Raw genomic sequence first — 26,433 nt, forward strand, 5'->3', positions numbered from 1 at the left:
GGGAGGGACTTCTTGCCAGTGCAAACTTATAAAATTTCCATAAAACAATAACGCCTTTATGGTATTATGGATAAATCGTAATGCAATAAACAGCAGTGGGGTGTACATCAATGGGGAGTCCAAACCATGAAAAAGAGGACTTGAAGAGGGGATTAAGCAGCAGGCATATTCAATTGATCGCCCTTGGCGGCGCGATTGGAGTCGGCCTGTTTTATGGCTCGAGCGCAACGATTAAGTTGGCCGGTCCGGCTGTCGTACTGTCATACTTGATAGGCGGCATTGTTATTTTCGCAATCATGCGGGCGCTAGGGGAAATGGCGGTTGCCGAGCCAGTTTCCGGTTCATTCAGCTCTTACGCCAATCGGTACCTTGGGCCATTCGCCGGCTATTTGACGGGATGGACGTATTGGTTTATGTGGGTGGTCGTCGGCATGGCGGAAATTACGGTCGTCGGGGTGTATGTGAATTATTGGTTCCCTGATATTCCGCAGTGGGTAAGTGCGCTTGCCGCACTCGTCGTGATTACCGCGGTCAACCTGATTAACGTAAAGGCGTTTGGTGAGTTTGAATTTTGGTTTGCGTTGATAAAAATCATTGCTATCGTCGGAATGCTGATTGCCGGGCTGGCGATCATTCTTTTCGGGATAGGAAATGGCGGACAGCCACTTGGCTTTGACAACCTTTGGGCACACGGTGGGTTCATGCCAAATGGCATTACTGGCATCCTGTTGTCTCTTGTAATGGTCATGTTTTCCTTTGGCGGCGTGGAGCTCGTCGGAATTACGGCCGGGGAGGCGGAGAACCCAAGGAAATCAATACCAAAAGCAATCAACAGCGTGATATGGCGTATCCTTATATTCTACATTGGGGCGCTTGGCATCATGATGATTCTATTTCCTTGGGACAAGGTGGGCTCGGACGGCAGCCCGTTCGTCCAGATTTTTGACAGCATCGGCATCCCTGGAGCGGCCCACATCATCAACTTTGTCGTCCTGACAGCGGCCTTGTCATCATTCAATAGCGGTTTGTTCAGCACTGGCCGAATGCTGTACAACCTTTCGCTGCAAAAGAACGGCCCGGCCTATTTCGGCAAATTGAACAATTCCAGCTCCCCAAGCAGGGGAATCCTGTTCTCGGCCCTGTTTTTATTAATAGCAGTGTTCCTGAATTACATCGTTCCAGAAAAAGTATTCATGTACATTTCCGCAGTCGCGACCGTCGCGGTTATTACGAGCTGGACGATCATTCTGTTGACCCAGCTGAAATTCCGGAAGGCACGGTCTGCAGACGAAGCGGCCGCGCTTGAATTCAAACTGCCTTTCTATCCGTATTCATCCTGGTTCGCGCTCGCATTCCTTGCGCTGGTCATTGTGCTGATGGCGTTCATCGAAGGAATGAGAGTGGCCTTGTTCGTCGGCCCTGTATGGTATGCGATTATGTATATCGGGTATCGGATGAAAAAAAGAGCATAGTTATTTGTGTGAGCGCCAGTCCTTTGAGGATTGGCGTTTTTGATTGGTGTTGCAGGATTTATGGCAGGCTGATTCTCTGAACATGTCCGGAGATTGCCATGCATCGGGAGTTTGCATGAAATTTAAACTGGATTTTGGCATTAGAATGTCACGCATCGGGTGTTTGCGTGACATTTAAACCGGATTTTGGCATTAAAATGTCACGCATCCGGAGTTTGCGTGACATTTAAACTGGATTTTGGCAGTAGAATGTCACGCATCCGGTGTTTGCGTGACATTTAAATCGGATTTTGGCATTAGAATGTCACGCATCCGGAGTTTGCGTGACATTTAAACTGGATTTTGGCATTAGAATGTCACGCATCCGGTGTTTGCTTAACCCCTATTCGATTCTTCAAAAAGTTGTAACAAAGTTGGCATGAAACAGTCGTCCCTATCAATATGGAAGCGTTTACAATAATGATGAGATTGCAATTTTTTTTAAAAAGTAATCCTTCAACGGGGTGAACATGATGAGGTATAGAAGCTTTTCGGATGTTGTAGAAGATGTCCGGAACAAAAAGCCGATCAGGATGAGCATTGCAGCGGCTCATGACCTGGCTGTGCTTGAGGCGGTTAAAGAGGCAGCCGGTCTTGGGATAATAGAACCTATCCTCATTGGGGACGAAAAGCAAATTAAACAAATGTCCGGCCTGATGGACTTCAGGGTGGAAGATTTTAAGGTTATTCACACCGATACTGATGAGCAAGCCTCCCATACTGCCGCAAAACTGGCAAGCGAAGGAAAGGTTCAGGCGATTATGAAAGGGCTGGTGAACACAACCCCTTTCCTGAAAGGGATCCTGAACAAGGAGCTTTCATTGCGGACAGGGCGGATTTTCAGCCACCTATCCGCTTTCGAGATTCCGGGAACCGGCCAGCTTCTTTTTATGACCGATGGTGGAATCAATATTGCCCCTGATTATTGTCAAAAAAAGCAGATTGTCCTTAACGCGCTAGAGTTTCTCGATAAAGTCGGGATTGCTTGCCCTCGGACAGCCATTCTCGCCGCCAACGAGCTTGTGATGGAAACGATGCCGGTGACGTGCGAAGCGGGCAGGCTTGTAGCGGAATTGAAGGCTGAGTACAGCAAGCCGCTTTTAATCGAGGGGCCGCTCCCGCTTGACCTTGCGATAAGCAAGGAATCGCTCCTTCATAAGGGGATTGAAAGCTCGCTGGAGGGCAGAGCTGATTTGCTGATTGTTCCAACGATTGAAGCCGGGAATATTTTTGGAAAAGCAATTACGTACTATGCGCATGGGACAATGGCCGGCATTGTGCTAGGGGCAAGGGTGCCGCTGGTCCTCAATTCCCGGTCTGATTCAGCGAAGGCAAAGCTAGCGTCCATCGCTCTTGCCGTGGCCGCCGCGTCGAACGCCGCGATTCCGGTTTAAATTGGAGGTAAACAAGTTGGCTCACTATATTCTCGCAATCAATCCAGGTTCAACTTCCACGAAGCTTGGAATCTATGAGGACCGGAAACTATTGTTCACGGAAACAGTGCGGCACGCGGATGAGGACCTTGCCGGCTTTTCAAAAATTGCTGACCAGCTTCCGCTCAGGCTTCAGGTGGTTGCGGAGTTCTTCGAGAAACATGGTTTTGATGCGCGCCGCCTTGCAGCCGTTGCCGGGAGGGGTGGCCTGTTAAAGCCCATGAATGGCGGGACATACATGGTTTCTGAAGATATGCTATCTGACGCCACATCGGGCATATTTGGAGAACACGCATCTAACCTAGGACCGGTCCTTGCTTTTGAAATAGCCTCTAAGTTTGAGATTCCTGCCTATATCGTCGATCCGGTTACCGTGGATGAGTTCATTCCTGAATCGAGGCTGTCCGGGTTTTCCGGAATCGACCGGATTAGCCAGCTCCATGCGCTGAACATCAAGGCTGTTTCTCGTAAAGTAGCCCGCGGGCTTGGCCGGCCACTTGAAGAATTGAACTTTGTTGTTGCCCATTTGGGTGCCGGCATATCGGTCGCGGCCGGTCTGGGGGGCAGAATCATTGATGTGAATAACGCCGACAATGAGGGGCCATTTTCGCCTGAACGATCGGGGACGCTTCCCTTAAAGCAGTTGATCCGACTGTGCTATTCGGGAAAATACACAGAGAAAGAAGTGGTAGGACTCGTGACAAGAAAGGGAGGGCTATGCTCCTATCTGGGAACGAAAAGCGCGCATGAGGCAGAAAAACGGGCTATCTCAGGTGACTTCCACGCGGAGCTCGTCCTAAATGCGATGGTCCACCAAATCGCAAAGGAAATTGGCGCGATGGCCGCCGTTCTTGATGGGCGAGTGGACGGAATTATTTTAACGGGCGGGCTTGCTCATTCAGAGTATATTGTTGGTAAGTTGCGCAAAAAAATTGGATTTTTGGGTGAAGTGTTTGTGCTTCCGGGTGAAGAAGAATTGGAAGCTCTGGCGGAAGGGGCGCTAAGGGTGCTGAATGGGGAAGAAGCGAAACGTGAATATAGCTGCCTTTTAGATTAAAGGAAAACGACTTTGTGCAAAAGCCGTTTTCCATTTGAGCGAAAGCTATTGATGCCTATCAAGCGCCAACTTTAATCCAAACCCAATCAGGACGATGCCAGTGGCCCTGTCCATCATGCGCTGCACTTTTGGAGACATCAGCCAATCACGCAAGTAGTTAATAAAATGGACATACAGGAAAAACCAGCTGATGGATAGGAGTGAATAAATAACCCCCATCAGCACGAGCTGCCGGGTTGCTTCGCCGCCGGGCTGTACAAATTGCGGCAAAAAGGTCAGGAAGAACATCGCGACCTTTGGATTAAGGACATTCGAGAAAAGCCCCTGTTTGTAGGCAGAGCCTGGTTTTTCGGAGGCATTTTTGTCGTCATGCGATTTTCGGCGGGTGATAAACGAGGAGACGCCGAGATAGATTAAATAGAGCGCGCCGGCATATTTGACAATTTCAAACGCAACTGCCGACTGCATAAGGATGGCGGAGAGCCCGAATGCGGCGGCCACTGTATGGACCAGTGATCCGGTGGTAATCCCCATGGCAATCCTGTATCCATCTTTTTGCCCCCCGGAAATGGTCCTTTTCGTTATCAACGCGGTGTCGATTCCAGGGCTCATGACCACAAAGAGTGAAAGAAGCAGGAACGTAAAAAAGTCATTCATTGTCTCGACGCCTCCCTGTTTGTCTGGAATTTTCCTTAGTTTATCACTGCTATCAGAAGGAGTAAAAGAAAAACAGCGCGGGCCTGGGCTCGCGCTGTTTATGTATAATTAGGCAAAATAGTTTTGAGTTTTAGTTTCCCTGTCGCGAGAAGCGAATTGAGTGGCCTGGACTTTAGTTTCCCTGTCGCGGGAAGCGAATTGAGTGGCCTGAGTTTTAGTTTCCCTGTCGCGTGAAGCGAATTGAGTGGCCTGGACTTTAGTTTCCCTGTCGCGGGAAGCAAATTGAGTGGCCTGAGTTTTAGTTTCCCTGTCACGTGAAGCAAACTGAGTGGCCTGGACCTTAGTTTCCCTGTCGCGGGAAGCGAATTGAGTGGCCTGGATTTTAGTTTCCCTGTCGCGGGAAGCAAATTGAGTGGCCTGAGTTTTAGTTTCCCTGTCACGTGAAGCAAACTGAGTGGCCTGGGTCTTTGTTTCCCTGTCGCGGGAAGCGAATTGAGTGGCCTGGGTCTTAGTTTCCCTGTCGCGAGAAGCGAATTGAGTGGCCTGGACTTTTGTCTCACGGTCCCTTGAAGCAACCTGCGTAGATAGGTCAAGCTTGGTTTCGCGGTCTCTTGAAGCAATTTGTTTGGATTCTACCTTTGTTTCCCGGTCTCTGGAAGCAACTTGATCGGCTCCAAAGTCCCCTACGCTTAAGCAAAGAATGATTCCGCTGATAAGCGCCCATTTCAATTTTACCAACTGGCAAACCCCCTTCTGGTATAATATTCCTACCTATTCCTATAATAAAATACAAAATATTCAAAAACAAGCCATTATTTTGTATTTTTATTGTAAAAAAGACATATTTAAGGCAACTTAAACAAAGAAAAGCCCTGCAGGATCCAATAGGATGCAGGGCTTTGTGCTTAGTGCTGCTTGTTCGGAAGCTGGTCGCTGGGATTTCCTTTTCCCTGCCGCTTCTTGTTTTGTTCGTCTTTCTTCTGCTTTTCGTGCAGTTTTTCAACAAATTCATGGGTGTTTTCCAAGGCAGTTCCTCCTGAAAAAATTTAGTGCATAGGCCTATTTTTCCAAAAGGGTCTAGAAACATGCGTCAGAATTGAAATTAGGTAATTAAAAAGTTCATACTAATATTTTCCTAAGGCGGAATTTTAAAAGCCGGTGATTTTCCGGCCTGACGATTGGGCGGGTCTGTTATACTATGAAATAATCAGAATAAATATCAGTTTGTTTGCCGATAGTGTGTATTAAGAGGCTTAGAATGGGGGGAAATATGGATATTCATAACTTTGAAGAGTACTTTGACCCGGAAATTTTAAAGCGGGGTAAGGATTATTTTTACAAAAATAAAGTGGATCACATTATTCAAAGTGCCGATGGTGAGTTTAAAGCAATTATTACCGGATCTGATGTTTATTCCGTTAGAGCCCATTTGAGTTCCCGGCAGGAAATCGATGAATTAACATGTGATTGCCCGTATGATTGGACAGAACATTGCAAGCATAAGGCTGCGATTCTTTACAAGATTAGGGAGATGATGGACAAAAATGAAACCACCATACAAAAAGTAAATCCCGGACAAGCCTCTCAGCAGAGCGATTTGCCAAAAATCCTTTCAACCTTGGATAAGGATGAATTAATAAAGATTGTTTGTGATTTGTCGGATCAATACCCTGAGATTGAAAAGGAAATTCAATTTAGGTATTCAGTTGACGACAATGAGGTTTCCCAATGCAAGACACTTGTTACGGAGAGTATTAACAAAGAAAAATATAAAGGGTTCATTTCGTGGAACAAGGTTGGCCCTGCAGTCAAAGGAGCGGAGCTGGCTTTGGAAAGGGCAGTACAGCGGCTTGAGGGAGGCTTCTATAACCAGGCTATTGGTATTTCTCTCGTTGTCATGCCCCCAATCGTGAAGATGATCGACTTTTCGGATGACTCGGGTTATATATCGCCTATATTGAATGAGGCAACGGAAATTATAAAAGAATCAGCTCAAAAGGCATCAGAAGTAGAATCAGAACAAAGACAAGAAGTACTTTTTAAGAAAATAATCAAAGAGGCAAAAAATAAGCGGTATGACGGCTGGAGTGAATGGAGGCATGAATTATTAAAGGCAGCGGCGGCATTTTCCGGGAACAAAAAAATGCGAAGTCTTCTAGAGAAGCTTATTGAACAGCTTTTGGAAAATGAGGAACCTGATAACTGGTCTTCAGATTATGAAATAGAAGAACTAAAGGTACTCCAATTAATGCTGATTGAGAGGTTCGATACAGAAGAAAAGGCAGAAGCATTTTTGGAATCTAATATCCGCTATAAAACATTTAGGGAAAAAGCTATTCTTAGAGCATTGGAGAAGGGAGATTTTACAAAGGGACTCCAGCTATGTGAAGACGGCATTGTACTTAATTCCAGTTTGCCGGGACGGGTTGACTTGTGGAAAAGGTACAGATATAAAACATACGAGCAAATGGGCGACATCGAAAATCAAAAAGTGCTGGCCCGTGAATTATTAATGAATAACAACTCGGATTTTTATCCGATTTATAAGGGGTTGTTCCCGCCGGGGGAATGGGAACTGGAGAAGGAATCAATTCTTAATGAATTAGAGAATCAAAATTTCTCCAGTGTGTACAGACATATCATTGAAAGTGAGTCGGAAACGAGCCGAATCCTGCTGTATTGCCAAAACCACAAGATTGAAATCATGAACTTATATGAGCATATTATAGAGGATTACCCGCGAGAAGTAAGTGTACTTTTCAGCAGTTATATCAAACAGCAATCCAAAGAGGCGGGAGACCGAAAGAAATATAAGGGAGTGTGCAAAGTTATCCGCACATATAAAAAAGCTTGCGGTTCAGGAGATGCCAATTTACTAATTGATCATCTAAAGAGCCAATACCAGAGACGCCCTGCATTTATTGAGGAGCTCAACAAAATCAAATAGCACATTTCGAATGCGAAAAGCGCCTGGGGAACCGGGCGCTTTCTTGTATTAACAAGGTTTCAGCGAATTCAATCAAACGTTTGATTGAATTTCGTTCAGTGTTGAGAAATAAAGGTTTTTAAAAAAAGAACCACAACCCGGCCAAGTCGGTTGGCGGGTTATGGACTAATATTTCCTAAGGAAGCTTGGCCGTTTGTTGAACCAGTCCTTACTAAGAATATGGTGGCAATCGGAAAATATACCTTCAATCACCTGTGTCGAATTGGCTAGGATCCGCATTGCGAATCCGGGGACAGGGAGCATCGATAAACCGATTGAATACGTTTTCTCCGTTGAATGGACATCTTGATACAGGCGATCGAGGAGCTCGCGGCTTGTTTGTTCGCCTACAACAATCATGGAGCCCAAATGCGTGTATCCCTCCATAAAGCCAAGGCCAGCAATAATTTGTGATGAAGGTGACAGTTTTATATGGTCAAAAACAGCAAGCTGATCATCAATATAAATCTCATTCATTAATTGCAGCATGCTGTAGCTGAACAGTTTCCCGTCAGGCGACCAGCCTGGCGTGATAATGTCTGTGTAAAAAAGGGTTGCTCCTTTTTCAAGGCGAAAAACGTTTTTTTGCCTGTATTTGGCGTTCCTGTATGCGATCAGCGGATCCGGAATGTATTCCAGATAGCTTCCCTTTTTCATAATGACCTCGGTTTCCTGGTAGGCGTCCAGCTTAGGGGTTCTGTAAACCTTTGTCGCGGATTGGGTGGTCAATGTCAGCTTTGCGTTTTCCTCAAGCAAAAATTGCATCCGGTAACGGTCCCCGTCAAGATAGCCTCCGCCAGGATTCAGGATATAATAGCAAGCCTGGCCCGATTCATCATGGTAAATCGGGCGCATGACTTTCAATGCCCCCTGAAAATACACATTCCTTGCAACTGTTTTTCCGCGGCGCTCTTCCGCATCGAGCCGTAAAATCCCGGTCCAGTTCCCCATTATGCCAGTCCTTTTAAAAGGGCATTCTCCCTGACCCAATCTATCACGCTATCCAGGCCATCGTTATCTTTCAGGTTGGTAAAAACAAACGGCTTTTCGCCGCGGAATACCTTTGTATCTGACTCCATCACTTCAAGCCGGGCGCCGACATGCGGGGCCAGGTCGGTTTTGTTTATGATGAACAAGTCGGATTTAATCATTCCCTGTCCGCCTTTGCGGGGAATTTTCTCACCCTGGGCCACGTCGATAATGTAAATGGAAAAGTCGACGAGTTCGGGGCTGAATGTGGCAGCAAGATTATCCCCGCCGCTTTCGACAAAAATAAGCTCCAAATCCGGATGCCTTTCGATTAATTCCTCGATGGCGGAAAAATTCATCGATGCATCTTCCCGAATCGCGGTGTGGGGACATCCGCCGGTTTCGACCCCGATGATCCGGTCATCAGGAAGGACACCGTTCTCCATCAAAAACTTGGCGTCTTCTTTTGTATAAATATCATTCGTCACAACCGCCATGCTGACTTCTTCCTGCATAAAGCGTGTCAGCTTTTCGACAAGCATGGTTTTGCCTGCTCCGACAGGCCCTCCAACACCGATTTTAATTGGATCCATTCAGAACACTCCTTTTACCTGTTTTACGACATGAATATCCGGACATTCACACGTTCATGTTTCATCTGGGATAGTTCCAGTCCTGGTGAAACGATCCCGAAATCATCTTCTCCTAGTTCCTGTATCTTCTCTGTAGCGGAATCTACCATTCCTAGCAGGGAGTATATGATTTTTTGGCCGGCAGTCTGACCGAGCGGAATGGCCCGGACCGCATTTTGGACAAGGTTTGCCGCCGTGGAGTATAAATAGAGCCGAGTAGTGGTGGCTGATCCCGCGCCAAGGTGATGGCCGATTGCGGTAAAGACGATCGCGGGGTGCCCAAAGGATTCCTTTTTCCGGATCCTGGCTTCATATTCCTCCAGTACGGGAATGTCGTACAGCACTTTCGCGAGCTTTAGCATCCGCCCCCCGACCATCTGCGTTCCTTCCCGGGTTTCCCTTGGAAGGTTTTGGACGGTAAGAAATCGGTCTAGCCGCCATACCGTTTCATAAGTTTGCTCCGCGATGGCTTCATAGGCCAGCCTTGATGCAAGGCCGTCGGAATAAATGAGCTGTTCATTCAGATAGACTTGGAGCCAGTTGAGAAAGGAAGCCTCATCATGCACCTCGTTTTCCTGGATGTACGTTTCAAGGCCGAATGAATGGCTGAAAGCCCCTGAAGGAAAGCTTGAATCGCAAAATTGAAACAAGGGGAGGAGCCGGCTATCCATGGCTGTGCCCAATATGGCGGAAGGCCTGCTTTACTTTCCGTTCCTCTCTTGAAAAAGGAATTTGCAAATCCTGAAGCAACTCCTCCACCAAATAATCGTACTGGACAAGCATTTCGTCGCCCTCGAACTGGGCGGGCAAGTGGCGGTTCCCAAGCTGGTGGGCGATCGTGCCCATTTCCATCACGGTCCGAGGACGGATAGCCAGGACATCATCGGAAAGCACGTCAACCATTATTAAATTTTTCTCGTCCATATAGAGCACGTCCCCAGCAATTAAATCCCGGGGGCTTTTCAGGCGGATGCCTATTTCCTTCCCATGGTCAGTTTTCACCCGTTGGATGCGTTTCACCAAATGTGCGCTTTCGAGGTAGACCCGTTCAATATGGCGTTTTTCCAAGTCCGCTTTTTCAAGGTCATCTATATTTGCAACGATATTTTCAATAATCATTTCCTCACCTCAAAATAAAAAGTATCTTTGGGCCATAGGGACTTCGAAAACAGGTTCGCATGTAATAAGCTCTCCGTTTACTCTCACTTCATAGGTTTGGGGGTCGACTGTTATTTCCGGTGTTTCGGAGTTCAGCTTCATATCCTTTTTCGTCAGCTTTCGAATGCCACGTACTGGCAAAATCATTTTTTCCAAACCAAGCTTTTCATCCACTTTGTCATCAACTGCCGCTTGCGAAACGAATGTAATGGAGCTTTTATAGAGCGCCTTTCCCATTTGCGCATACATCGGCCGGTAAATAACCGGCTGGGGCGTAGGGATGGAGGCGTTCGGATCGCCCATCAGGCTCTCAACCACAAATCCATTTTTAATAACCATTTCAGGCTTTACGCCAAAAAAGGCGGGAGACCAAATGACGAGGTCGGCGATTTTTCCAACTTCCACAGATCCGACATACTCGGAAATGCCATGGGTAATGGCCGGGTTAATCGTATATTTTGCTACGAACCGTTTTGCGCGGTTGTTATCGGAAAGCTTGCTGTCACCCTGCATCGTTCCACGCTGTTTTTTCATTTTGTCCGCGACCTGCCACGTACGAAGAATAACTTCGCCAATCCGGCCCATCGCCTGGGCATCCGAGCTGACCATGCTCAAAACGCCCATGTCCTGAAGAATATCCTCGGCGGCAATCGTTTCACGCCTGATACGCGAATCCGCGAAAGCGAGGTCTTCAGGAATTGAAGGGTTTAAATGGTGGCACACCATCATCATGTCCAAATGCTCGTCAATTGTATTGACTGTATAAGGCAAGGTAGGATTGGTCGATGACGGAAGGATGTTCATATAGCTCGCTGACCTAAGCAAGTCAGGGGCATGGCCTCCGCCAGCGCCTTCGGTGTGGTACATGTGAAGAACCCTTCCGTTGATGGCTGCCATCGTATTTTCCATAAATCCGCATTCATTCTGGGTATCGGCGTGAAGGGCGACCTGTACATCGTATTTGTCGGCAACCCTTAAGGCATGGTCAATGGCTGATGCTGTCGCGCCCCAGTCTTCATGGACTTTTAAACCGATGGCGCCAGCGCGGATTTGTTCGGCCAGCGGCTCTTCCGAAGCGGCCTGCCCTTTGCCGGTGAAGCCTACGTTTATGGGCATTCCTTCAGCCGCTTCAAGCATGCGGTGAATATTCCACGGACCGGGCGTAACCGTTGTCGCCCTCGACCCAGCAGCCGGACCGGTCCCTCCGCCGATGAGGGTTGTCAGGCCAGCGGCAAGCGCCGTTTCAATTTGCGCAGGATTAATAAAATGGACATGCGTATCGATACCGCCAGCCGTGACAATCATCCCTTCTCCAGCGATGATTTCGGTCGCTGCGCCGATGACGATATCGACATTGTCCATCACAAGCGGGTTGCCGGCTTTTCCGATTGCAAATATTTTGCCGTCGCGAATGGCAATATCGGCTTTGACGATTCCGGTGTAATCGAGGATAACGGCGTTCGTGATAACTGCATCAGGGACATTTTCCCCTCTCGTTACAAGAGGGTGCTGCCCCATTCCATCACGGATGACCTTCCCTCCGCCGAAGACAACTTCCTCTCCGTATGTCGTATAATCCTTTTCAACCTGGATGAATAAATCGGTATCAGCCAGGCGGATGGAATCCCCGGTTGTCGGGCCATACATTTGGGCGTATTGTTTTCGTGATAAGTTGGTCATTATTTGCACCCTTTCTCAACAGACCCATCTACTTTGTTGTTAAACCCATAAACTTTTTGTTTTCCGCCATAACAGACCAATTCGACTTTTTTTTCATCTCCCGGTTCAAAACGGACGGCGGCTCCCGCGGGTATGTTCAGGCGCTTCCCGAGTGCTTCCTCCCGGTTGAACTGGAGTGCCTCGTTTGCTTCGAAAAAATGGAAGTGGGAACCAACCTGGACGGGGCGGTCCCCCGTATTTTTTACTCTAAGGGTTGTTTTTGGCCGTCCCACATTAATGGTGATGTCCTCTTCTTTTAAAAATAATTGTCCTGGCTGCATGCATGTTTCTCTCCTGTCGTCACTTATCTTATTGGGCTATGTATGGTCACCAGCTTTGTCCCATCCGGGAATGTTGCTTCTACCTGGATATCGTCCAGGATATCTGGAATGCCATCCATTACATCATCGTTGGATAAAATTGTTCCGCCGTATTCCATCAGCTCGGAAACGGTTTTGCCGTCACGGGCTCCTTCAAGCACTTCATGGGTAATCAGGGCAACCGCTTCCGGATAATTCAATTTTAATCCCCTTTCCCTCCGCCTCCTTGCAAGATCGGCAGCGACTACAATCATCAGTTTTTCGACTTCGCGCGGTGATAACAGCATGGCAGGGCCTCCTTTACTAATTTTAAAATCTAGGCAATAACACTTTGCCTATTATTTACAATTAATAGTCTCTTTACACGATAAAAATTAAATTGTCTTTCAATGAATACCGTCCGTATGTTTAACGTGCTCCTGACAACACTAAAATGAGGGCGGGAGATTGGAAAAGGGGATGAAGAAATGGAAAAGGATAAGGCGGTGCTTTCCTGGAATGAGGGAAAAATTAAAACTTTAATTGTAGAAACATTGAGAGGGCTTTCGCAAGTCTTGCTTATTGAAAATGCCATTTCTGGAATGATTATTTTGCTCGCAATAACCATCGCATCGTATAAACTTGCCATTATAGCATTCATTTCATCCTTAATAGGAACGCTTGTCGCCCAAAAAGGCAGGGCTGATGGAGATGGCTTAAGCAAAGGCCTCTTCGGTTATAACTCTGTATTGACCGGCCTTGCGCTGTTTATGTTTCTCAGTGGGCCAAATGATTGGATAATCGCCTTATTCGGAGCAGCGGCAGCCGCGATTTTGACCGCAGTAATGATGTTTTGGATGAGGAATACGAAAATTCCCATACTGACCGCTCCCTACATCCTTTTAACATGGTCCATGCTGCTCGTCTCCTATCGCTTAAAATCCTTTCAACTGTCTCAGGATCTTGTTCCACAGTCGTTGGCACACTGGAAATTGAATATTAAAGGGGAAATCAATTGGATTGAAGGGGCAGTCAGCGGGCTTAGCCAGATTTTTTTCATTGATCATACAGCAGCAGGTGTCCTGCTTTTTGCCGCGGTAATCGTCGCTGGATGGAGATATGCATTATTCGCTGTTTTGGGGAATGTGATTGCGTTGTTCACTGCTTACTGGCTTGGAGGGGAACATACACTGATTTATGAAGGGCATTATGGTTATAACGCAATTTTAGCTGCCATTGCTGCGGCATATGTCTTTCGTGACAAAAAAGGGGGTATCCCGCACCTTTTATCCGGAATCATTGCCGCCTTTTTAACAGTTCCATTGACGGCGAGCCTCGATACGTGGCTAATGCCATATGGATTACCCGCTTTAACGATGCCATTTGTATTTACTACCTGGATTATTCTCTTGGTAAGAAAGGTTCTGCCGGGTCTTTAAGGGATTGGACAAAAAGGCACCCCGACTCATACAGGCGGGGTGTCTTCCAGATTATCCGCTTATTGTGCCGTCGTTAAATAATTCATGGACTCTTGTTTCAATTACCTGTACGTCCTCTTCTTCAAAATGCCGATGGGGATATGGATGGAACCAATTTATTTCTCCTTTATGCATGATTCCCCGGAAGTCCATTCCTTTGGCGGTTACTTTAAATTTATGGCGTTCATGATGCTGGTCCTCAAACATCAGGTTTACGTTAAAATCTTCAATCAAGAAAATCCCTCCTGCAATTCTATGCTGCTTTTTACATTATACGCTAATGCTGAAATACTACTCCAGGACCAAAAAATTCCCTCCCAAAAACGGGAGAGGGATTCACGGGGGAAGCAAAAATAGCCTTAGTTTAGCTATCAGGCGTCATTGCACTAATTGGTAGCCGGTTTCGCGCCTTTTTCCATCTTCGCAAATGAAACTCGGTCCACTTCCCCTTCAAGTACCTGTATTCTTTTACATAAGATGCGATTTAGTTTAACGGCTTCAGCCAATGGAATTTTAGCCATGATCCATTCCCCTCTGTGAGAATTCGTACATGCTGCCATTGTTTGGTGAAGCGTTCAGATAATTTAACAAAAGAAAACGCAGGAATTTAAAAGGAGTTGGCAGATTTAAAGGGAATTGTATACATAGAGACATAGATTGAGGGAGAGACAGAGTATGATCAGGCTTGCCGGGAAAAAAGATATCGATCAATTGATTAAAATGAGATGGGATTTTACGATGGAAGATTATCCATCCGCCGCGCTGGACAGCGAATATAAAGCATTCGAAAAGGAATGCAGGGCCTTTTTGGAAAAGGCAATCGATGGCGGTGATTGGTTCATTTGGGTTGCTGAAGAAGAAGGAAGGGTCTTATCCCATATCTACATCGATCTAATACAAAAAGTGCCCCGCCCAGGCAGGGTTACCCGCCCTTTTGCCTACATGACCAATGTGTTTACGGTGCCGGGATACAGGGGCAAGGGAATTGGCGGCAAATTGATAACAGCCATAAATGAATGGGCTAAAGAGAACCAGTATGAATTCATCATCGTGTGGCCGAGTGAGGAAGGGATTCCCTTTTACGAAAGGAATGGCTATTCACATTGCAAAGAGCCGATGGAGTATTTTCCGTCATAACGAATAGTAAATGGGGTGGCGAAATGGGCAAGGTGGCGCTAATAACAGTCGTTCATGATCCAAGTGGTAAAAAAGTCGAGCTTTTCAAGCAGCTGCAAAACGATTTGGAAAGCATGTATGCGGAGCTGTTCATTGCAATCAGCGACCAGTCTTCCGCCGAACTGGTTGAGGTGATGGAACGCAGCGGGTTCAATGTGAAGGTCATTCCTAAAAAGGGGGCGGCCGAAGCGCGCAGGGAATCGGTCAGATTCGGCCTAACAGGCGATTCCGGGCATTTTCATTATTGCGATTTTGACAGGCTGCTGACTTGGGGGAAGAACCACCTGGGTGAATTGAAGCAAATTATCCAGAGGATTCCCGAGTATAGCTACCTTATACTGGGGCGGACGGAACGGGCGATGGAAACCCACCCGGTCGAGTGGAAGGAAACCGAGCGGATCACCAATATAATCGTTTCCCTCGAACTGGGGCAGGAAGTCGATATTACGGCCGGTTCCTGCGCGTTTTCAAGGAAGAACGCCGAATACATAAAGGGATTCTCGAACGGAAAGATGACAGACGCGGAATGGGTGATGATTGCACGCAGGATCGCAAAATCGGAGTTCGGCTATCTTCCTGTTGAGGGCCTTGAATATCACGAAGATACGAACGGTATCAGCAGGAAAATAAGCGAGGCCGAGAAATGGCTGGGCCGCCTTGAACTAAGTTATGTGATTAGTGAAACCTCGGTTCGGACTGGAAAATAAGCGTTTGTCGGAGAGGGACCTTATCGGTTCCTTTTTTTATAAAAAAGTTAAAACTATTTTGTGGTTCGGCTGTCTAATGGATAGAAAGGGGGCGGGTTGGTGGAAATTGAACAATTGGCGAGGGATGCCATCAAGGGGGATGACGAGGCCTTTCTCGACTTGATGCAGGCTTGCAAGATCGATTTATACAAAACGGCCCTCGCATTTTTAAGGAACGATGGGGATGCCTTGGAAGCTGTACAGGAAGTGACATTTCGCGCCTATAGGGGAATCCGCTCGCTAAAGGAACCTTCTTTTGCCAAAACGTGGCTGATCCGGATCATGATCAACTACTGCAATGATGTTTTGGACAAAAAGAAGCGGGTGGTCCTTGATGAGGCATTTATCCATAAAGAAGGGCGACTTGAGCGCCATGAAGGATTCGAAATACGGGATGCGATGGATGGGCTTGACGCCCGCTCGCGTGAAATCCTGGCAATGAAGTATTTTCAGGATTTGAAAATCAGTGAAATCGCGGTGGCCCTCAACCATCCTGAAGGCACGATCAAAACCTGGCTAAACAGGGCGCTAAGGTCGCTTAGGGACAAACTGGACGAGAAAGGGGGAAGGCACCGTGCATAGTTTGGAAGAAGAAAAGCTTGCCGATTACAAACGGATTGTTGATGGCCTTCCTGTCCCGGAAGATTTACTGGATGAAGCTATATTGCAAGGCTTTGAAAAGGGCAGGCGTGAGAAGAAGAGGGCTAAGCAGCGGATGAGAAGCATTTTCTCCATTGCCGCCGCAGCCGTCATTTTAATAAGCTTTTTTGCCTCGATCAGACTTTCCCCTGCTTTCGCGGGATATATTTCAGAACTGCCAGGATTTGCAAAGCTCGTTGACTTAATTCAAGGCGATAAAGGTGTTATAGCTGCGCTTGAATCCGAATACGACCAGGAAATCGGTGTCTCGAGCACAAAGGATGGAGTTACCTTTACCATTACACGGGCAATCGCGGATGAGACGGGTTTATTGTTGTTTTATACGATAGATACGGTGACAGAGCGTAAGGAAATTATCATTCAGGATGCCAGGCTGAAAAATACGGATGGGAAAACGTTCTTACTAGGGAGTTCCAGCTTTGGTATGCCGCATTATTCTCTAGAAGGTGAGAAATCATTTACCGGAACCATGGACTTTACCTTCCAGGAACCACTTGAAGCGAGATCCTTTAATTTAATTGTAAAGATTGAGGGTAATGAACATGAGATTGATTTTAAACTGAATAAGGAAATTTCCTCGAAAAAAGAATTCATCTTGAATAAAACCGTTTCAATCGAGGGACAAAAGATTACTTTTGAAAAAGTTGAAATCTATCCGCTCAGGGTAGCCATCCATGTCAAAATGGACCCTGATAACTCAAAAAGAATTCTATCCTTTGATGAAATCAGGCTAGTGGATGAACATGGCGAGACGTGGAATAAAATTTCGAACGGCATTACCGCATCCGGGGGTGTTGCCGATGACAAAAGAGTTCTTTATGTTCAAAGCAATTATTTCAGGGAACCGAAAGAGCTCTATCTTATTCCGGGGAAAATCCAGGCGGTTGACAAGAGTGAAGCCTATTTAATAGTGGATACGGAACAGGGAACCATCCTAAAGCAGCCCCATCCATGGAAATTTGGCCATGCAAAAGTGTCGAACGGAAACGAACTCTCCCTGAGAATGAATACGAAAGGGGAATTCAATTACTTTCTAAATGGGATGATGAGAGATGCAGAAGGCAAAGAAGTCTTTACGGCTGGATTTACTAAATATGAAGTAGAGGGATATACGGAGTTTGCGATAAGTATCCCTAACCTTAAAAAATATAAAAATCCCTTGTCCATGGAATTGAATTTTTACCCTGCATGGATTCAATCAGAGGAAAAAATACGGATAAAATAAGGTGATGGGCAAGCTCCGCGGGCGGGTTTGCCCTTTTTAACATAAAAAAAGAAATAATGGTTATCCGGGAACAATTTCTGCAAAAAAAAGCAGATCATTGAACCCGATAGGACTTAGAAAGCTTCGTCAAGTGAACTTTCGGGACATAACCCCTATTCCGGTTCCTGCGAAGGCCAATTGAAGCAGGAGATCCAGTCTCCTGCTACCTTTATCCAAGATGTTTCGTGCAATTGTAGAGCCCGCATTCCCATACCTCGCCTGTATGCCCAACAAGGGTAACTGAGGTGTTGTTGAGAGGGGGTTCATTTTTCATGGCTGGTACGAGTTCACTGACTATTTTCCTGATAAATGCCCCATGGCTGACGATGAGGATGTTTTTGCCAGGGTGGGCTTCCGTAATATCCTTAATGGCGGGGAGCCCGCGCTCCAGTACTTCTTCGTGCTTTTCTACTCCGAGGTCGAGTTCCCTCCAGCCGCTGCCCCATTTTGCAATGCGCTCCTCTTCGATTGTCCCCTCTATTTGGCCGCCGCCAATTTCACGTAGCCTTGGGTCAAAGTGGATTTCTTCTATTCCGAGACTGCCTACAATTATTTCAGCTGTTTGCCTGGCACGCAGCAATGGGCTGGCGTAGATGGCATCCCATTCTTCGCCGGATAGCCTGTCCGCGAGCATGCGCGCCTCGTTGATTCCATCCTGGTCAAGAGGTATATCAGAGCTTCCTTGGGCGCGCCTTTCTTTGTTCCATGCCGTGCTTCCGTGGCGGATAAAACCGAATTTTGTCATAATGGCCTCCAATGTGATGATTCATTTAGATGTTCTCGTTTGCACAAAAGGATTCCTTCTTCCCTGTGGATGGACAACTTGCGAAACGAAGAATGGAGCAGATGATTCGCTGCCCGCTGGCAATGCTTCACTTAAGTTTTTCCACCCAGGAGCGGGTGATATCAGGGTCAGGGCTGTTGATGAATATGTGGCGGTCTTTTGTTTTGATTTGAAGGTAGGGCGGTTTGCCTTTTTGGATGAACAGCAGGCTTGGCCCGTAGCCATCGAGTTTGAATTTGCCTTTTGCAATCAGGCTCGTGCCGAAGCCGTCGATTTTTACCGTTGCCTTTGGCATTTCTTCAAGGAGCTTCACGTTCTGTATGTCCCCGTAAGGAATTTCCTCGCCATACATCCCGGTGATTTCAATTCCCTCTTTTTTAAAAATCAGCTCGGTTTCCTGATAGCCAAAGAACATTAAGACCCCGAGTGAAACGAAAGTAATCAGGGCAATTCCGGAACTTATGATATAGCTCTTTTTCCGTTTTTCCGGAACTTCATAACGTGAAAGATAAATGATGCCGCCCAGCAAAAAGATGAGCATGAAACCGATTATTACCTCGACCGCGTATGGAAATGAAGTGAACAGGAGCGGGAGCAATAAGACCATTCCGGCGGCAGTAGCCATTAAAAGTTTCCCTACCTTTTGCGGAAAACCGGCCTCTATTAATTTTTCCTGCTCTTCCTTCGGCCGAAAGGCAAATCCAGAGATGAGCCAGTACCCGCCTTTACTGACTGCCCAGCCGAGCAGGAGGAGCAGCAGGGCGGTGCCCATTAGTATGAAAAATAACGCCAGCATAAAGACGCCTCCTTCGTTAGTGCCCTTTGTTCAAGAATACTATACTTTTCCATTTTTGAGGCTTGATGCGGATGAAAAAATAATATTGCAGGATGGAGTTTGGTGCGTAGGCGCCGAAAGAAGTAGTGGAGGAAGCGAGTTAATTGCGGCTTTTTCTTTTACCAAAAAAGCCGGGCTCCACTGGAACCCGGCTTGCGGCTTTATTTGCGGATGAACATTTGTGTCCAATGGTAGCCGGATTGCTCAAATCCGACGCCGATGTGGGTGAAATCGCGGTTCAGGATGTTTTTGCGGTGGCCTTCCGAGTTCATCCAGGCTTGCACGACTTCCTCTGCTGTGCGCTGCCCCATTGCGATGTTTTCTCCGGCGCTTGTGTAGGTGACGCCGAAGTCGCGCATCATGTCAAAAGGCGATCCGTAGGTAGGGCTTGTATGCGAGAAGTAGTTCTTCTGCTGCATATCCTGTGATTTTTTCAAAGCGACGCCGCTCAGCTTTGTATCCGCCTTTAATGGAGGAAGCCCGTTTTGCTGGCGCTGGACGTTGGTAAGGTCAATGACTTGCTGTGCCATTTTGCTAATTCCTGCTGTTGGCTCAGTTTGCTGCTTTGCAGGAGCTTGTTTTGGCGAAGCTTGCTGCTGCTGAGGCGCTGCTGCCTGTCCCTGCCGAGGAGCTGCCTGTTGTTTAGGTGCTTGGCCTGGTTGCATGACCGGAGGCTGTGCGCCTGAGTTTTGCGGGATAGAGATTTGCCAATACCGGTCCCCGTCCGGATAGTTTTGGATTTGTCCGGTACGTGGGTCGATTCGAAGAAACTTGTATTTGGCTGGCTGAACTAAAATCGCTCCAGTTTCCGGATAATTTTGGCTATCCATTGTGGTTTCGTAACTGGAGATATTAAACATACCATCCCGGTCTTTACCATGGCGGTTGTTGCTGAACGTTCCAAACCCGTCATTGCGGTCATTCCGGTTATCACGGCCGAACCGGTCATTCCTGTCATCATCATGGCCTGGATTCCACTCTTCGGTCAGCAGGCCTTCATGGTCCATGCCGAATAGGTTGTTGTTGCCGTTGTCCCAGTCCCCATTATTGTCACGGACATTGTAAGCTCCCGTTCCGTGATCCATTGCGTTGTTTCTATTGTTGTTATCGTTGGCGTTACAGGCTGCGAGGCCCAACGTCAGGACACTTGCTGCCATTATGCCCACGGTCTTTTTTATCAAATCGTACGCCTCCTTTGGACAATATAGTGGTACGTCCTTATTTTTCGACGGAATGGGCAAAATATAAATGGAAATAAGGTGGGCTATGGCTATAAAAAGGAAACGATGCTGTCCGGCTGTCCCCTTAAGCGGTTTTGATGGATAGTGGTATAATTAGTAAAAATAATAAAGGGGGATGGGAAATGACATTAGAAGAAGTAATGGAAAAGCTCGCGGAGATGGGGACGGAGCAAACGAAAAGAACCTTTTTGCGGCATGGTGCCATTGAGCCGCTGTTTGGGGTGAAGGTTGGCGATTTGAAAAAGCTTGTGAAATACATAAAGAAGGACCAGGAGCTCGCTTTGGCGCTCTACAATACAGGGAATTATGATGCCATGTACCTTGCGGGGCTTGCCATAAATCCAAAGCTTATGGAGAAAACCACGCTTCAGGAGTGGGCAGAAGGGGCGAATTGGCATGGGCTTGCCGAATATACGGTCGCGGGCGCGGCAGCCGAAAGCAAATTCGCCACTGAACTTGCCGGGGAATGGATAGAATCCGGGGAAGAAAATATTGCTGTTTGTGGATGGAGCACTTACGCCAATTATATTTCCATTATCCCGGACGGAAAACTTGACCTTGATGAAATCAGGGGATTATTGAAACGCATTGAGAAATCCATCCACTCCGAGAGAAACAGGGTTCGCTATGTAATGAATTTGTTTGTGATTTGCGCGGGTTCATTTGTAAAGCCGTTGCATGAAGAGGCAATTAGGGTTGCCGAAGTCATTGGGAAGGTTCAAGTAAATGTAGGAAATACTGCCTGTAAGGTCCCTTTAGCCGCAGACTATATTAAAAAAGTTGAGCAAAAAGGAAAAATTGGGGTAAAGAAGAAGACATGCATTTGCTAATGCTTTAATGAACTCGGAAAGGTGCGGGAAGCATGGAAGAGAACAAATTAAAAAGGGGATTAAGCAACAGGCATATCCAACTGATTGCCTTGGGCGGAACAATTGGTGTGGGGCTGTTTTATGGTTCAGCCGCGACAATCAAGCTTGCCGGCCCCGCCATCCTGCTTTCCTATTTGTTCGGGGGAGCCGTTATTTATTTCATCATGAGGGCGTTAGGGGAAATGGCGGTTGCCAATCCCGTTTCCGGATCCTTTAGCGAATATGCGAATAAATACGTTGGTCCATTTGCGGGTTATTTGACAGGCTGGACCTACTGGTTTAACTGGATTGTCGTTGGAATGGCGGAGATTACGGTTGTCGGGGTTTATATCAATCATTGGTTTCCGGAGGTTCCGCAATGGGTTTCGGCGCTTGCCGCCCTGGTGATCATGACGCTAATCAACCTGGTAAATGTTAAAGCGTACGGCGAGTTCGAGTTTTGGTTCGCACTAATTAAAGTAGTAGCGATAGTCGGCATGATTATCGCGGGGCTTGGCATCATTCTATTTGGGTTAGGCAATGGCGGAGTGCCGGTTGGATTCGGGAATCTCTGGGAACATGGGGGCTTCGCGCCAAATGGGGTATCCGGCCTTCTCCTTTCGCTTGTAATGGTCATGTTTTCCTTTGGCGGGATTGAGATGATCGGATTGACAGCGGGGGAGGCCGAGAATCCACAGAGGACCATTCCTTCAGCCATCAACAATGTCATTTGGAGAGTCCTTATTTTTTATATCGGCGCGCTTGGAATCATAATGATTTTGTATCCTTGGGATGAGATAGGCACATCCGGCAGCCCGTTCGTCCTGATTTTTGATAAAATTGGCATGCCCGCCGCGGCGGATATAATTAATTTTGTTGTCCTTACCGCTGCTCTTTCCGCATTTAACAGTGGCATGTACGGAACGGGGAGGATGCTGTTCAGTTTGGCGGACCAGGGCAACGGGGGCAACGGGCCAGCTTTTTTCCGGGAATTGAGCAAATCGGGAGTACCGGTCCGCGGTGTCCTGTTTTCAGCAGCCATATTGCTGGTTGCGGTTTTCCTTAATTACATTGTCCCTGAAAAGGTGTTTTATTATATAACATCGATTGCGACTGTGGCCGCGGTAACAAGCTGGACGGTCATCATTCTGACGCATATGAAGTTCAGGGAATCCGGCGGAAGCGTAAGTGGATTATTCCCTATGCCGTTTTATCCGTACTCTTCCTATTTCGCGCTTGCGGCCTTGACGGCAGTCGTCGTTGCCATGGCCTTTATCGAAGGAATGGCGGTAGCGTTCATTGTCGCGCCGATTTGGTTCGCGGTACTGTTTACAAGTTATAAAATGAAGGAAAGCCATTAAGGATGCTCCTGTTCGTGAACGGACATTTAATTTGGAATTATTTTGTTTTCGCCGGCCATTTTTGTGGAACAGGAATGGAGAATGCATCGAAACGGAGGCCGGTTGTTATGAAGACATTGATTGTGTATGAAACAAAGCATGGCACCGTTGAACATGCCGTGGCGCTGTTGGCGGGAAAATTGCATGGAGAGACAAGGACGGCCAGGGTTTCGGACACACTGCCGAAGCTTTCCAAGTTTGACACAGTCATAATCGGTGGATCGATCTATTTTGGGGAAATTCAAAAAACACTCGCAATGTTCATGGTGAAGAACCGGGAAGAGCTGCTCGGAAAAAGGCTCGGACTGTTTATTTGTGGAGCCCACCCGGATCCCGCGGAACGTGAAAAGGAACTTGAGAATGCTTTTCCCAAGGAATTCAGAGACCGCGCGGAGGCGCAGGCTATTTTTGGGTACCAAATTCATTTTCAGGAGCTGAACCCGCTTGAAAGGAGCATCGCTAAGTCCATCCTGAGGCAGAAGGTGGATAAGGTGGGACTAAATGAGGAAGCCATAGAGGCTTTTGCTGCGAAATTTAATTGATTGTTAATTGGAGTGGGCTATTCCTCTATTGCTGGGAATGGCTTTATTTTTGATTCGGGGCAGAATTCCCCGATAGAAGCTTCTAGGGCCCTGAGTTGAGTGAATTTGGGGAAATTAGGCGGCGAGATGCTTAGCTAAACTTATACAATGTTGAAAATTCGTTGGAAATCAAATGAAGCAGGGGATGGCCCCTGCTTCACTATGTTTAATTAGGATGCTTTAAGTTCTGTGTTTTGAGTTGGGAGTTCTTTTGGTTTGCCGCCCATTGCCATGCCAATCAAGGTGCCGGCTAGCGCGGGAACTACCCAGTCCATTCCCGCTGAAGCAAATGGAAGTGCGTTCCTTAATGTAAGGATTGGCCCGAGGTCCAGCCCAAAGGTGCTTAAGCCGCTGATTGCCGCGAAAACTCCTGTAAACAGCATCGCGGTTCCATAAACCCGGCGAGGGTTTTTAAAATAGCGATGGAAGAAGCTCAGCGTAATAAGCACAATTGTGAGCGGATATGCGGTAACCAGGAATGGAACCGAAACTTTAAGGATTTGAGCCAAACCGGCGTTTGAAAGGACGAACCCGACAAGTGCCACCATGGAAACAACCGCTTTGTAGCTCAGCTTTGGAATAAGGTTCGAGAAGTATTGTCCGCATGCGACTGTAAGGCCGGCAACCGTTGTAAAGCAGGCAAGTGTGAAAATCAGGCCAAGCAGGACTGGGCCGCTATTTCCAAGGAGGAAGGCGGAAGTTGCGGTGAGCAATTCCGTTCCGGACTCGAAAGTTCCTGTTATACCCATCTTTCCGCCAACATAGCCGAGCGATACGTAAACAAGCGCCAGAAGTGAGCCTGCGATCGCCGCCGCTTTCACTGTATAACGGGTAAGCTGCTTCTCATTGCTGATGCCGCGCTGTTTGACGGCAGTTAAAATAACAATTCCGAATGCCAGTGAGGCAAGGGCGTCCATTGTATTGTACCCCTCAATGAAACCTTTAAAGAAAGCCCCTTTTTCATATCCGCCAGTCGGAGCGTTCGAATCGCCGCCCAATTTTATGAAACCGGCAGTACATAGTGTGACAATTGAAATAAGAAGGACCGGAGTAATCCAGCGCCCCATATATTTCTCCATCTTTTTATGGTTTAGGGCTGTTAAGTAAACGATGAGGAAGAAAACAGCCGAATACACAAACAATGCCAACGTTTTATTAAAAGATTCAGGAGCGAAAGGCAAGATGCCCATTTCGAATGCAACAGACGCGTTCCTAGGGATTGCCAGGAAAGGCCCGATTGACAGGTAGACGACGGCCATAAAGATTGCGCTGAATGTAGGATGGACCCTGTTGCCGAGCGCTTCCGCTCCTCCTTTTACAAGGGAAACGGCAATCAAGACCGCAAGTGGAAGCCCGACTGCCGTTATGATAAATCCCGCCATTGCGAGCCAATAGGATGTTCCTGATAAGGCGCCAAGCATTGGAGGGAAAATTAGATTGCCAGCTCCAAAAAACATCGAAAATAACATGAATCCGATAAACAATGTATCAAACTTTTTCATCTCTAACTCTCCCTTTTTGTTATTTTAAAATAAAAAACCCGCCCCCGTAAAAATACAGGGACGAGTTAATACTCGCGATACCACCCTACTTCCGCAGCGGCCAAAAGGCGTGCGGCACTCAGCCAACGTACAATCATACGTGTTCCTTTGTAACGGCGGAAAGACCGTCAAAGCCTACTCTGATTCAGCTTTGCATCTCGGAGATGATTTTCGGCCAGGCACTGGACGCCGGCTTCCACCATGTGCCGGCTCTCTGGGGAACAGTCTTCCCAGCTTACTCTTCTCGTCATCGAATTTTTTATTTAAAAATAATTTAACAGAGACACTTTATTGTGTCAACAACTTATTTGACAATTTAAACTATTTCATGCATTACAACAATAAACCCGCCAAAACCAAAAAGCCGCCAATCCGGCAATGAAAGCGGTAACCATAAGGTAGGAATTAACAAGTAAATTTTTTTGGTTCTTCCCATATAAAGTGGATCTAACTCCACGAAAAGGTTAAGGATCGCCCCAACCAATTCTTCGGAAATTTGAGATGAGCGCCGCTAAAAGCGAAAATTACCGCTTTCTTATATGAATAAGGGCGAGCAAAAGATCAAGCCTGCCCGCTGGAGTGCGGAATCGGAATCTTCTGTCATTCTTTCTGGCACTCAAAGATGGCTTAGCGCCCGAACAGCAATGGATAGCCGCCCGGCCACCCGGAATTGGCATCGTAGGGAAAGACTTCCGCTTACGTTCCGCTCCAATCGCGATTCGCAGAAAATCAAGCACCAATGGTTTTCCTATAACACGTACAGGTAGACGCTGAGAAAGTGGGCAAGGCTTCCCAACAGGATGAAGATGTGGAAGATTTCATGGAAACCCATATGCTTAGTCCGGAGGAAGCCTGGCTTTGCGCCGTAGATGATTCCTCCGATTGTATATAAAATGCCGCCAAGGACGAGAAGGGCCAGGCCTTCGCGCGGGATGCTTCCCGCAAGCGGCGATGCGACGAAGATGACCATCCAGCCCATCACAATGTACAGGGCCGTTGACAGCCAGCGCGGGCAATTGAACCAAACCATTTTGAAAATAACCCCGCTTATGGCAGCCGTGGCTATAATGGCAAACATCACCCATCCTGTCACGCCATTTAAACTGATGAGGCAATACGGGGTATAAGTTCCTGCTATCAATACAAAAATCATCGAATGATCAAGCCTGCGCAGAAAGGCAATCGCTTTGTCTTTGGCAATGACCATATGATACGTGGCCGAAGCAGAATAAAGGAGAATCATACTGATTCCGAAAATGGTTACGGCCGTAATCGCAAGTGGTGAAGCCGTCTCGGAGGACGCCTTGATGACCATCGCGAGCAGTCCTGCGAACGAGAGCACAGCGCCTGCAAGATGTGTTAATCCATTGATTGGTTCACGAATGTATGCATTCATAAGATTACCTCCCATTAACTTAATATGTAGTTTCAATAACTACTTTAAATAATATTACTATT

At 47.1% G+C, this 26,433-nt stretch carries 31 protein-coding genes and 1 other annotated feature; of the genes, 13 read left to right on the forward strand and 18 right to left on the reverse strand.

Going from position 1 to position 26,433, the window contains the following annotated elements:
- Positions 1 to 110: 110 nt before the first annotated feature.
- The 3 genes from DRW41_RS11775 to buk all read left to right on the forward strand — a co-directional run bounded on the left by DRW41_RS11775 (position 111) and on the right by buk (position 4,001).
- The gene (locus DRW41_RS11775) at positions 111 to 1,472 is read left to right on the forward strand and encodes an amino acid permease (protein WP_115452202.1); all 1,362 of its coding nucleotides are present in this window, start codon (positions 111 to 113) and stop codon (positions 1,470 to 1,472) included.
- Between the two features lie 512 nt (positions 1,473 to 1,984).
- On the forward strand, positions 1,985 to 2,905 hold the full coding sequence (locus DRW41_RS11780; protein ID WP_181884523.1) for a phosphate acyltransferase: 921 nt from the start codon (positions 1,985 to 1,987) through the stop codon (positions 2,903 to 2,905).
- A gap of 1 nt (position 2,906) precedes the next feature.
- Positions 2,907 to 4,001, forward strand: a complete 1,095-nt coding sequence (gene buk, locus DRW41_RS11785; RefSeq protein WP_439330868.1) for a butyrate kinase — start codon at positions 2,907 to 2,909, stop codon at positions 3,999 to 4,001.
- Positions 4,002 to 4,046: 45 nt separating this feature from the next.
- Here buk and DRW41_RS11790 read toward each other — a convergent pair whose 3' ends face one another.
- From DRW41_RS11790 to DRW41_RS11800, 3 genes are all read right to left on the reverse strand, one after another.
- Positions 4,047 to 4,658 (reverse strand): LysE family translocator, encoded by a 612-nt coding sequence (locus DRW41_RS11790; protein WP_115452205.1) that lies wholly within the window; start codon positions 4,656 to 4,658, stop codon positions 4,047 to 4,049.
- A 108-nt stretch (positions 4,659 to 4,766) separates the two neighbouring features.
- Positions 4,767 to 5,396 carry a hypothetical protein gene (locus DRW41_RS11795; protein ID WP_115452206.1) on the reverse strand — a complete coding sequence of 210 codons (630 nt, stop codon included), beginning with the start codon at positions 5,394 to 5,396 and terminating at the stop codon, positions 4,767 to 4,769.
- A gap of 167 nt (positions 5,397 to 5,563) precedes the next feature.
- The gene (locus tag DRW41_RS11800; RefSeq protein WP_115452207.1) at positions 5,564 to 5,683 is read right to left on the reverse strand and encodes a DUF4023 domain-containing protein; all 120 of its coding nucleotides are present in this window, start codon (positions 5,681 to 5,683) and stop codon (positions 5,564 to 5,566) included.
- 245 nt (positions 5,684 to 5,928) lie between these two features.
- Between DRW41_RS11800 and DRW41_RS11805 the strand changes: the two genes are divergently transcribed.
- On the forward strand, positions 5,929 to 7,605 hold the full coding sequence (locus DRW41_RS11805) for an SWIM zinc finger family protein (RefSeq protein ID WP_142752229.1): 1,677 nt from the start codon (positions 5,929 to 5,931) through the stop codon (positions 7,603 to 7,605).
- 165 nt (positions 7,606 to 7,770) lie between these two features.
- Here DRW41_RS11805 and DRW41_RS11810 read toward each other — a convergent pair whose 3' ends face one another.
- The 7 genes from DRW41_RS11810 to DRW41_RS11840 are packed head-to-tail and all read right to left on the reverse strand — an operon-like array spanning position 7,771 to position 12,729.
- Complete coding sequence (locus tag DRW41_RS11810; RefSeq protein ID WP_115452209.1) at positions 7,771 to 8,595, reverse strand: urease accessory protein UreD; 825 nt, start codon at positions 8,593 to 8,595, stop codon at positions 7,771 to 7,773.
- A complete protein-coding gene (ureG, locus tag DRW41_RS11815) occupies positions 8,595 to 9,206 on the reverse strand; it encodes an urease accessory protein UreG (protein ID WP_115452210.1) in 612 nt (203 codons plus the stop codon). The genes DRW41_RS11810 and ureG overlap by 1 nt, the downstream gene beginning before the upstream one ends.
- 23 nt (positions 9,207 to 9,229) lie before the next feature.
- Positions 9,230 to 9,916 carry an urease accessory protein UreF gene (locus DRW41_RS11820; protein WP_115452211.1) on the reverse strand — a complete coding sequence of 229 codons (687 nt, stop codon included), beginning with the start codon at positions 9,914 to 9,916 and terminating at the stop codon, positions 9,230 to 9,232.
- The gene (ureE, locus tag DRW41_RS11825; RefSeq protein WP_115452212.1) at positions 9,909 to 10,364 is read right to left on the reverse strand and encodes an urease accessory protein UreE; all 456 of its coding nucleotides are present in this window, start codon (positions 10,362 to 10,364) and stop codon (positions 9,909 to 9,911) included. Before ureE ends, DRW41_RS11820 begins: the two co-directional genes overlap by 8 nt.
- A 9-nt stretch (positions 10,365 to 10,373) precedes the next feature.
- Entirely contained in the window at positions 10,374 to 12,083 is a 1,710-nt protein-coding gene (gene ureC, locus DRW41_RS11830) for an urease subunit alpha (protein WP_181884524.1), read from the reverse strand.
- Entirely contained in the window at positions 12,083 to 12,403 is a 321-nt protein-coding gene (gene ureB / locus DRW41_RS11835; RefSeq protein WP_115452213.1) for an urease subunit beta, read from the reverse strand. The genes ureC and ureB overlap by 1 nt, the downstream gene beginning before the upstream one ends.
- Positions 12,404 to 12,426: 23 nt before the next feature.
- Positions 12,427 to 12,729: an urease subunit gamma gene (locus tag DRW41_RS11840; protein ID WP_115452214.1), complete on the reverse strand. Its 303-nt coding sequence runs from the start codon at positions 12,727 to 12,729 to the stop codon at positions 12,427 to 12,429.
- Between the two features lie 180 nt (positions 12,730 to 12,909).
- Between DRW41_RS11840 and DRW41_RS11845 the strand changes: the two genes are divergently transcribed.
- The gene (locus DRW41_RS11845; RefSeq protein WP_115452215.1) at positions 12,910 to 13,860 is read left to right on the forward strand and encodes an urea transporter; all 951 of its coding nucleotides are present in this window, start codon (positions 12,910 to 12,912) and stop codon (positions 13,858 to 13,860) included.
- 51 nt (positions 13,861 to 13,911) lie between these two features.
- Here the strand turns inward: DRW41_RS11845 and DRW41_RS11850 are convergent, their stop codons facing one another.
- Positions 13,912 to 14,133 (reverse strand): hypothetical protein, encoded by a 222-nt coding sequence (locus DRW41_RS11850; RefSeq protein ID WP_245959418.1) that lies wholly within the window; start codon positions 14,131 to 14,133, stop codon positions 13,912 to 13,914.
- A 152-nt stretch (positions 14,134 to 14,285) separates the two neighbouring features.
- The gene (locus DRW41_RS23620; protein ID WP_281272304.1) at positions 14,286 to 14,420 is read right to left on the reverse strand and encodes a hypothetical protein; all 135 of its coding nucleotides are present in this window, start codon (positions 14,418 to 14,420) and stop codon (positions 14,286 to 14,288) included.
- Positions 14,421 to 14,574: 154 nt separating this feature from the next.
- Between DRW41_RS23620 and DRW41_RS11855 the strand changes: the two genes are divergently transcribed.
- The 4 genes from DRW41_RS11855 to DRW41_RS11870 all read left to right on the forward strand — a co-directional run bounded on the left by DRW41_RS11855 (position 14,575) and on the right by DRW41_RS11870 (position 17,706).
- A complete protein-coding gene (locus DRW41_RS11855; RefSeq protein WP_115452216.1) occupies positions 14,575 to 15,036 on the forward strand; it encodes a GNAT family N-acetyltransferase in 462 nt (153 codons plus the stop codon).
- Positions 15,003 to 15,782, forward strand: coding sequence for a hypothetical protein (locus DRW41_RS11860; RefSeq protein WP_142752230.1), 780 nt, complete (start codon positions 15,003 to 15,005; stop codon positions 15,780 to 15,782). Before DRW41_RS11855 ends, DRW41_RS11860 begins: the two co-directional genes overlap by 34 nt.
- Positions 15,783 to 15,881: 99 nt before the next feature.
- Positions 15,882 to 16,403: a sigma-70 family RNA polymerase sigma factor gene (locus tag DRW41_RS11865; RefSeq protein ID WP_245959419.1), complete on the forward strand. Its 522-nt coding sequence runs from the start codon at positions 15,882 to 15,884 to the stop codon at positions 16,401 to 16,403.
- Positions 16,396 to 17,706 carry a DUF4179 domain-containing protein gene (locus tag DRW41_RS11870; RefSeq protein WP_115452218.1) on the forward strand — a complete coding sequence of 437 codons (1,311 nt, stop codon included), beginning with the start codon at positions 16,396 to 16,398 and terminating at the stop codon, positions 17,704 to 17,706. Before DRW41_RS11865 ends, DRW41_RS11870 begins: the two co-directional genes overlap by 8 nt.
- Positions 17,707 to 17,914: 208 nt before the next feature.
- Here the strand turns inward: DRW41_RS11870 and DRW41_RS11875 are convergent, their stop codons facing one another.
- Both DRW41_RS11875 and DRW41_RS11880 read right to left on the reverse strand, forming a co-directional pair.
- Positions 17,915 to 18,490: a histidine phosphatase family protein gene (locus tag DRW41_RS11875; RefSeq protein WP_115452219.1), complete on the reverse strand. Its 576-nt coding sequence runs from the start codon at positions 18,488 to 18,490 to the stop codon at positions 17,915 to 17,917.
- A 127-nt stretch (positions 18,491 to 18,617) separates the two neighbouring features.
- Entirely contained in the window at positions 18,618 to 19,325 is a 708-nt protein-coding gene (locus DRW41_RS11880; protein WP_115452220.1) for a DUF3784 domain-containing protein, read from the reverse strand.
- On the opposite strand from DRW41_RS11880, the gene DRW41_RS11885 reads away from it, so the two are divergent.
- Positions 19,306 to 19,539 carry a hypothetical protein gene (locus DRW41_RS11885; RefSeq protein ID WP_115452221.1) on the forward strand — a complete coding sequence of 78 codons (234 nt, stop codon included), beginning with the start codon at positions 19,306 to 19,308 and terminating at the stop codon, positions 19,537 to 19,539. The two genes, DRW41_RS11880 and DRW41_RS11885, sit on opposite strands and share 20 nt — an antisense overlap.
- Here DRW41_RS11885 and DRW41_RS11890 read toward each other — a convergent pair.
- Complete coding sequence (locus tag DRW41_RS11890) at positions 19,526 to 20,224, reverse strand: CAP domain-containing protein (protein ID WP_115452305.1); 699 nt, start codon at positions 20,222 to 20,224, stop codon at positions 19,526 to 19,528. The genes DRW41_RS11885 and DRW41_RS11890 overlap by 14 nt on opposite strands.
- Positions 20,225 to 20,727: 503 nt before the next feature.
- On the opposite strand from DRW41_RS11890, the gene DRW41_RS11895 reads away from it, so the two are divergent.
- From DRW41_RS11895 to DRW41_RS11905, 3 genes are all read left to right on the forward strand, one after another.
- Entirely contained in the window at positions 20,728 to 21,435 is a 708-nt protein-coding gene (locus DRW41_RS11895; RefSeq protein WP_115452222.1) for a DNA alkylation repair protein, read from the forward strand.
- Between the two features lie 32 nt (positions 21,436 to 21,467).
- The gene (locus DRW41_RS11900) at positions 21,468 to 22,814 is read left to right on the forward strand and encodes an amino acid permease (RefSeq protein WP_115452223.1); all 1,347 of its coding nucleotides are present in this window, start codon (positions 21,468 to 21,470) and stop codon (positions 22,812 to 22,814) included.
- Positions 22,815 to 22,921: 107 nt separating this feature from the next.
- Positions 22,922 to 23,395: a flavodoxin domain-containing protein gene (locus DRW41_RS11905; RefSeq protein WP_181884525.1), complete on the forward strand. Its 474-nt coding sequence runs from the start codon at positions 22,922 to 22,924 to the stop codon at positions 23,393 to 23,395.
- A gap of 209 nt (positions 23,396 to 23,604) precedes the next feature.
- On the opposite strand, the gene brnQ is transcribed toward DRW41_RS11905, so the two are convergent.
- The 3 genes from brnQ to trhA form a co-directional block, all read right to left on the reverse strand.
- Complete coding sequence (gene brnQ / locus DRW41_RS11910) at positions 23,605 to 24,936, reverse strand: branched-chain amino acid transport system II carrier protein (RefSeq protein ID WP_115452225.1); 1,332 nt, start codon at positions 24,934 to 24,936, stop codon at positions 23,605 to 23,607.
- Between the two features lie 53 nt (positions 24,937 to 24,989).
- Positions 24,990 to 25,235 (reverse strand) — a binding site (T-box leader).
- A 264-nt stretch (positions 25,236 to 25,499) separates the two neighbouring features.
- A complete protein-coding gene (locus tag DRW41_RS22685) occupies positions 25,500 to 25,712 on the reverse strand; it encodes a hypothetical protein (protein ID WP_142752231.1) in 213 nt (70 codons plus the stop codon).
- An 11-nt stretch (positions 25,713 to 25,723) separates the two neighbouring features.
- Positions 25,724 to 26,371, reverse strand: coding sequence for a PAQR family membrane homeostasis protein TrhA (gene trhA, locus DRW41_RS11915; RefSeq protein WP_115452226.1), 648 nt, complete (start codon positions 26,369 to 26,371; stop codon positions 25,724 to 25,726).
- Between the last annotated feature and the right edge of the window lie 62 nt (positions 26,372 to 26,433).

Source organism: Neobacillus piezotolerans, assembly GCF_003362805.1.
GTDB classification, from domain to species: Bacteria; Bacillota; Bacilli; order Bacillales; family Cytobacillaceae; genus Bacillus_D; species Bacillus_D piezotolerans.

Coding starts and splice junctions, on each gene's coding strand:
- DRW41_RS11775 (WP_115452202.1), top strand. CDS start 111: ATGGGGAGTCCAAACCATGAAAAAGAGGACTTGAAGAGGGGATTAAGC.
- DRW41_RS11900 (WP_115452223.1), top strand. CDS start 21,468: ATGGAAGAGAACAAATTAAAAAGGGGATTAAGCAACAGGCATATCCAA.
- DRW41_RS11840 (WP_115452214.1), bottom strand. CDS start 12,729: ATGCTGTTATCACCGCGCGAAGTCGAAAAACTGATGATTGTAGTCGCT.
- DRW41_RS11820 (WP_115452211.1), bottom strand. CDS start 9,916: ATGGATAGCCGGCTCCTCCCCTTGTTTCAATTTTGCGATTCAAGCTTT.
- ureG (WP_115452210.1), bottom strand. CDS start 9,206: ATGGATCCAATTAAAATCGGTGTTGGAGGGCCTGTCGGAGCAGGCAAA.
- brnQ (WP_115452225.1), bottom strand. CDS start 24,936: ATGAAAAAGTTTGATACATTGTTTATCGGATTCATGTTATTTTCGATG.
- DRW41_RS11790 (WP_115452205.1), bottom strand. CDS start 4,658: ATGAATGACTTTTTTACGTTCCTGCTTCTTTCACTCTTTGTGGTCATG.
- ureB (WP_115452213.1), bottom strand. CDS start 12,403: ATGCAGCCAGGACAATTATTTTTAAAAGAAGAGGACATCACCATTAAT.
- DRW41_RS11875 (WP_115452219.1), bottom strand. CDS start 18,490: ATGACAAAATTCGGTTTTATCCGCCACGGAAGCACGGCATGGAACAAA.
- DRW41_RS11905 (WP_181884525.1), top strand. CDS start 22,922: ATGAAGACATTGATTGTGTATGAAACAAAGCATGGCACCGTTGAACAT.
- DRW41_RS11845 (WP_115452215.1), top strand. CDS start 12,910: ATGGAAAAGGATAAGGCGGTGCTTTCCTGGAATGAGGGAAAAATTAAA.
- ureE (WP_115452212.1), bottom strand. CDS start 10,364: ATGATTATTGAAAATATCGTTGCAAATATAGATGACCTTGAAAAAGCG.
- DRW41_RS11805 (WP_142752229.1), top strand. CDS start 5,929: ATGGATATTCATAACTTTGAAGAGTACTTTGACCCGGAAATTTTAAAG.
- DRW41_RS11890 (WP_115452305.1), bottom strand. CDS start 20,224: ATGTTTAATATCTCCAGTTACGAAACCACAATGGATAGCCAAAATTAT.
- DRW41_RS11780 (WP_181884523.1), top strand. CDS start 1,985: ATGAGGTATAGAAGCTTTTCGGATGTTGTAGAAGATGTCCGGAACAAA.
- DRW41_RS11810 (WP_115452209.1), bottom strand. CDS start 8,595: ATGGGGAACTGGACCGGGATTTTACGGCTCGATGCGGAAGAGCGCCGC.
- DRW41_RS23620 (WP_281272304.1), bottom strand. CDS start 14,420: ATGGCTAAAATTCCATTGGCTGAAGCCGTTAAACTAAATCGCATCTTA.
- DRW41_RS11885 (WP_115452221.1), top strand. CDS start 19,306: ATGAAAAATAACGCCAGCATAAAGACGCCTCCTTCGTTAGTGCCCTTT.
- DRW41_RS11855 (WP_115452216.1), top strand. CDS start 14,575: ATGATCAGGCTTGCCGGGAAAAAAGATATCGATCAATTGATTAAAATG.
- trhA (WP_115452226.1), bottom strand. CDS start 26,371: ATGAATGCATACATTCGTGAACCAATCAATGGATTAACACATCTTGCA.
- DRW41_RS11895 (WP_115452222.1), top strand. CDS start 20,728: ATGACATTAGAAGAAGTAATGGAAAAGCTCGCGGAGATGGGGACGGAG.
- DRW41_RS11880 (WP_115452220.1), bottom strand. CDS start 19,325: ATGCTGGCGTTATTTTTCATACTAATGGGCACCGCCCTGCTGCTCCTC.
- ureC (WP_181884524.1), bottom strand. CDS start 12,083: ATGACCAACTTATCACGAAAACAATACGCCCAAATGTATGGCCCGACA.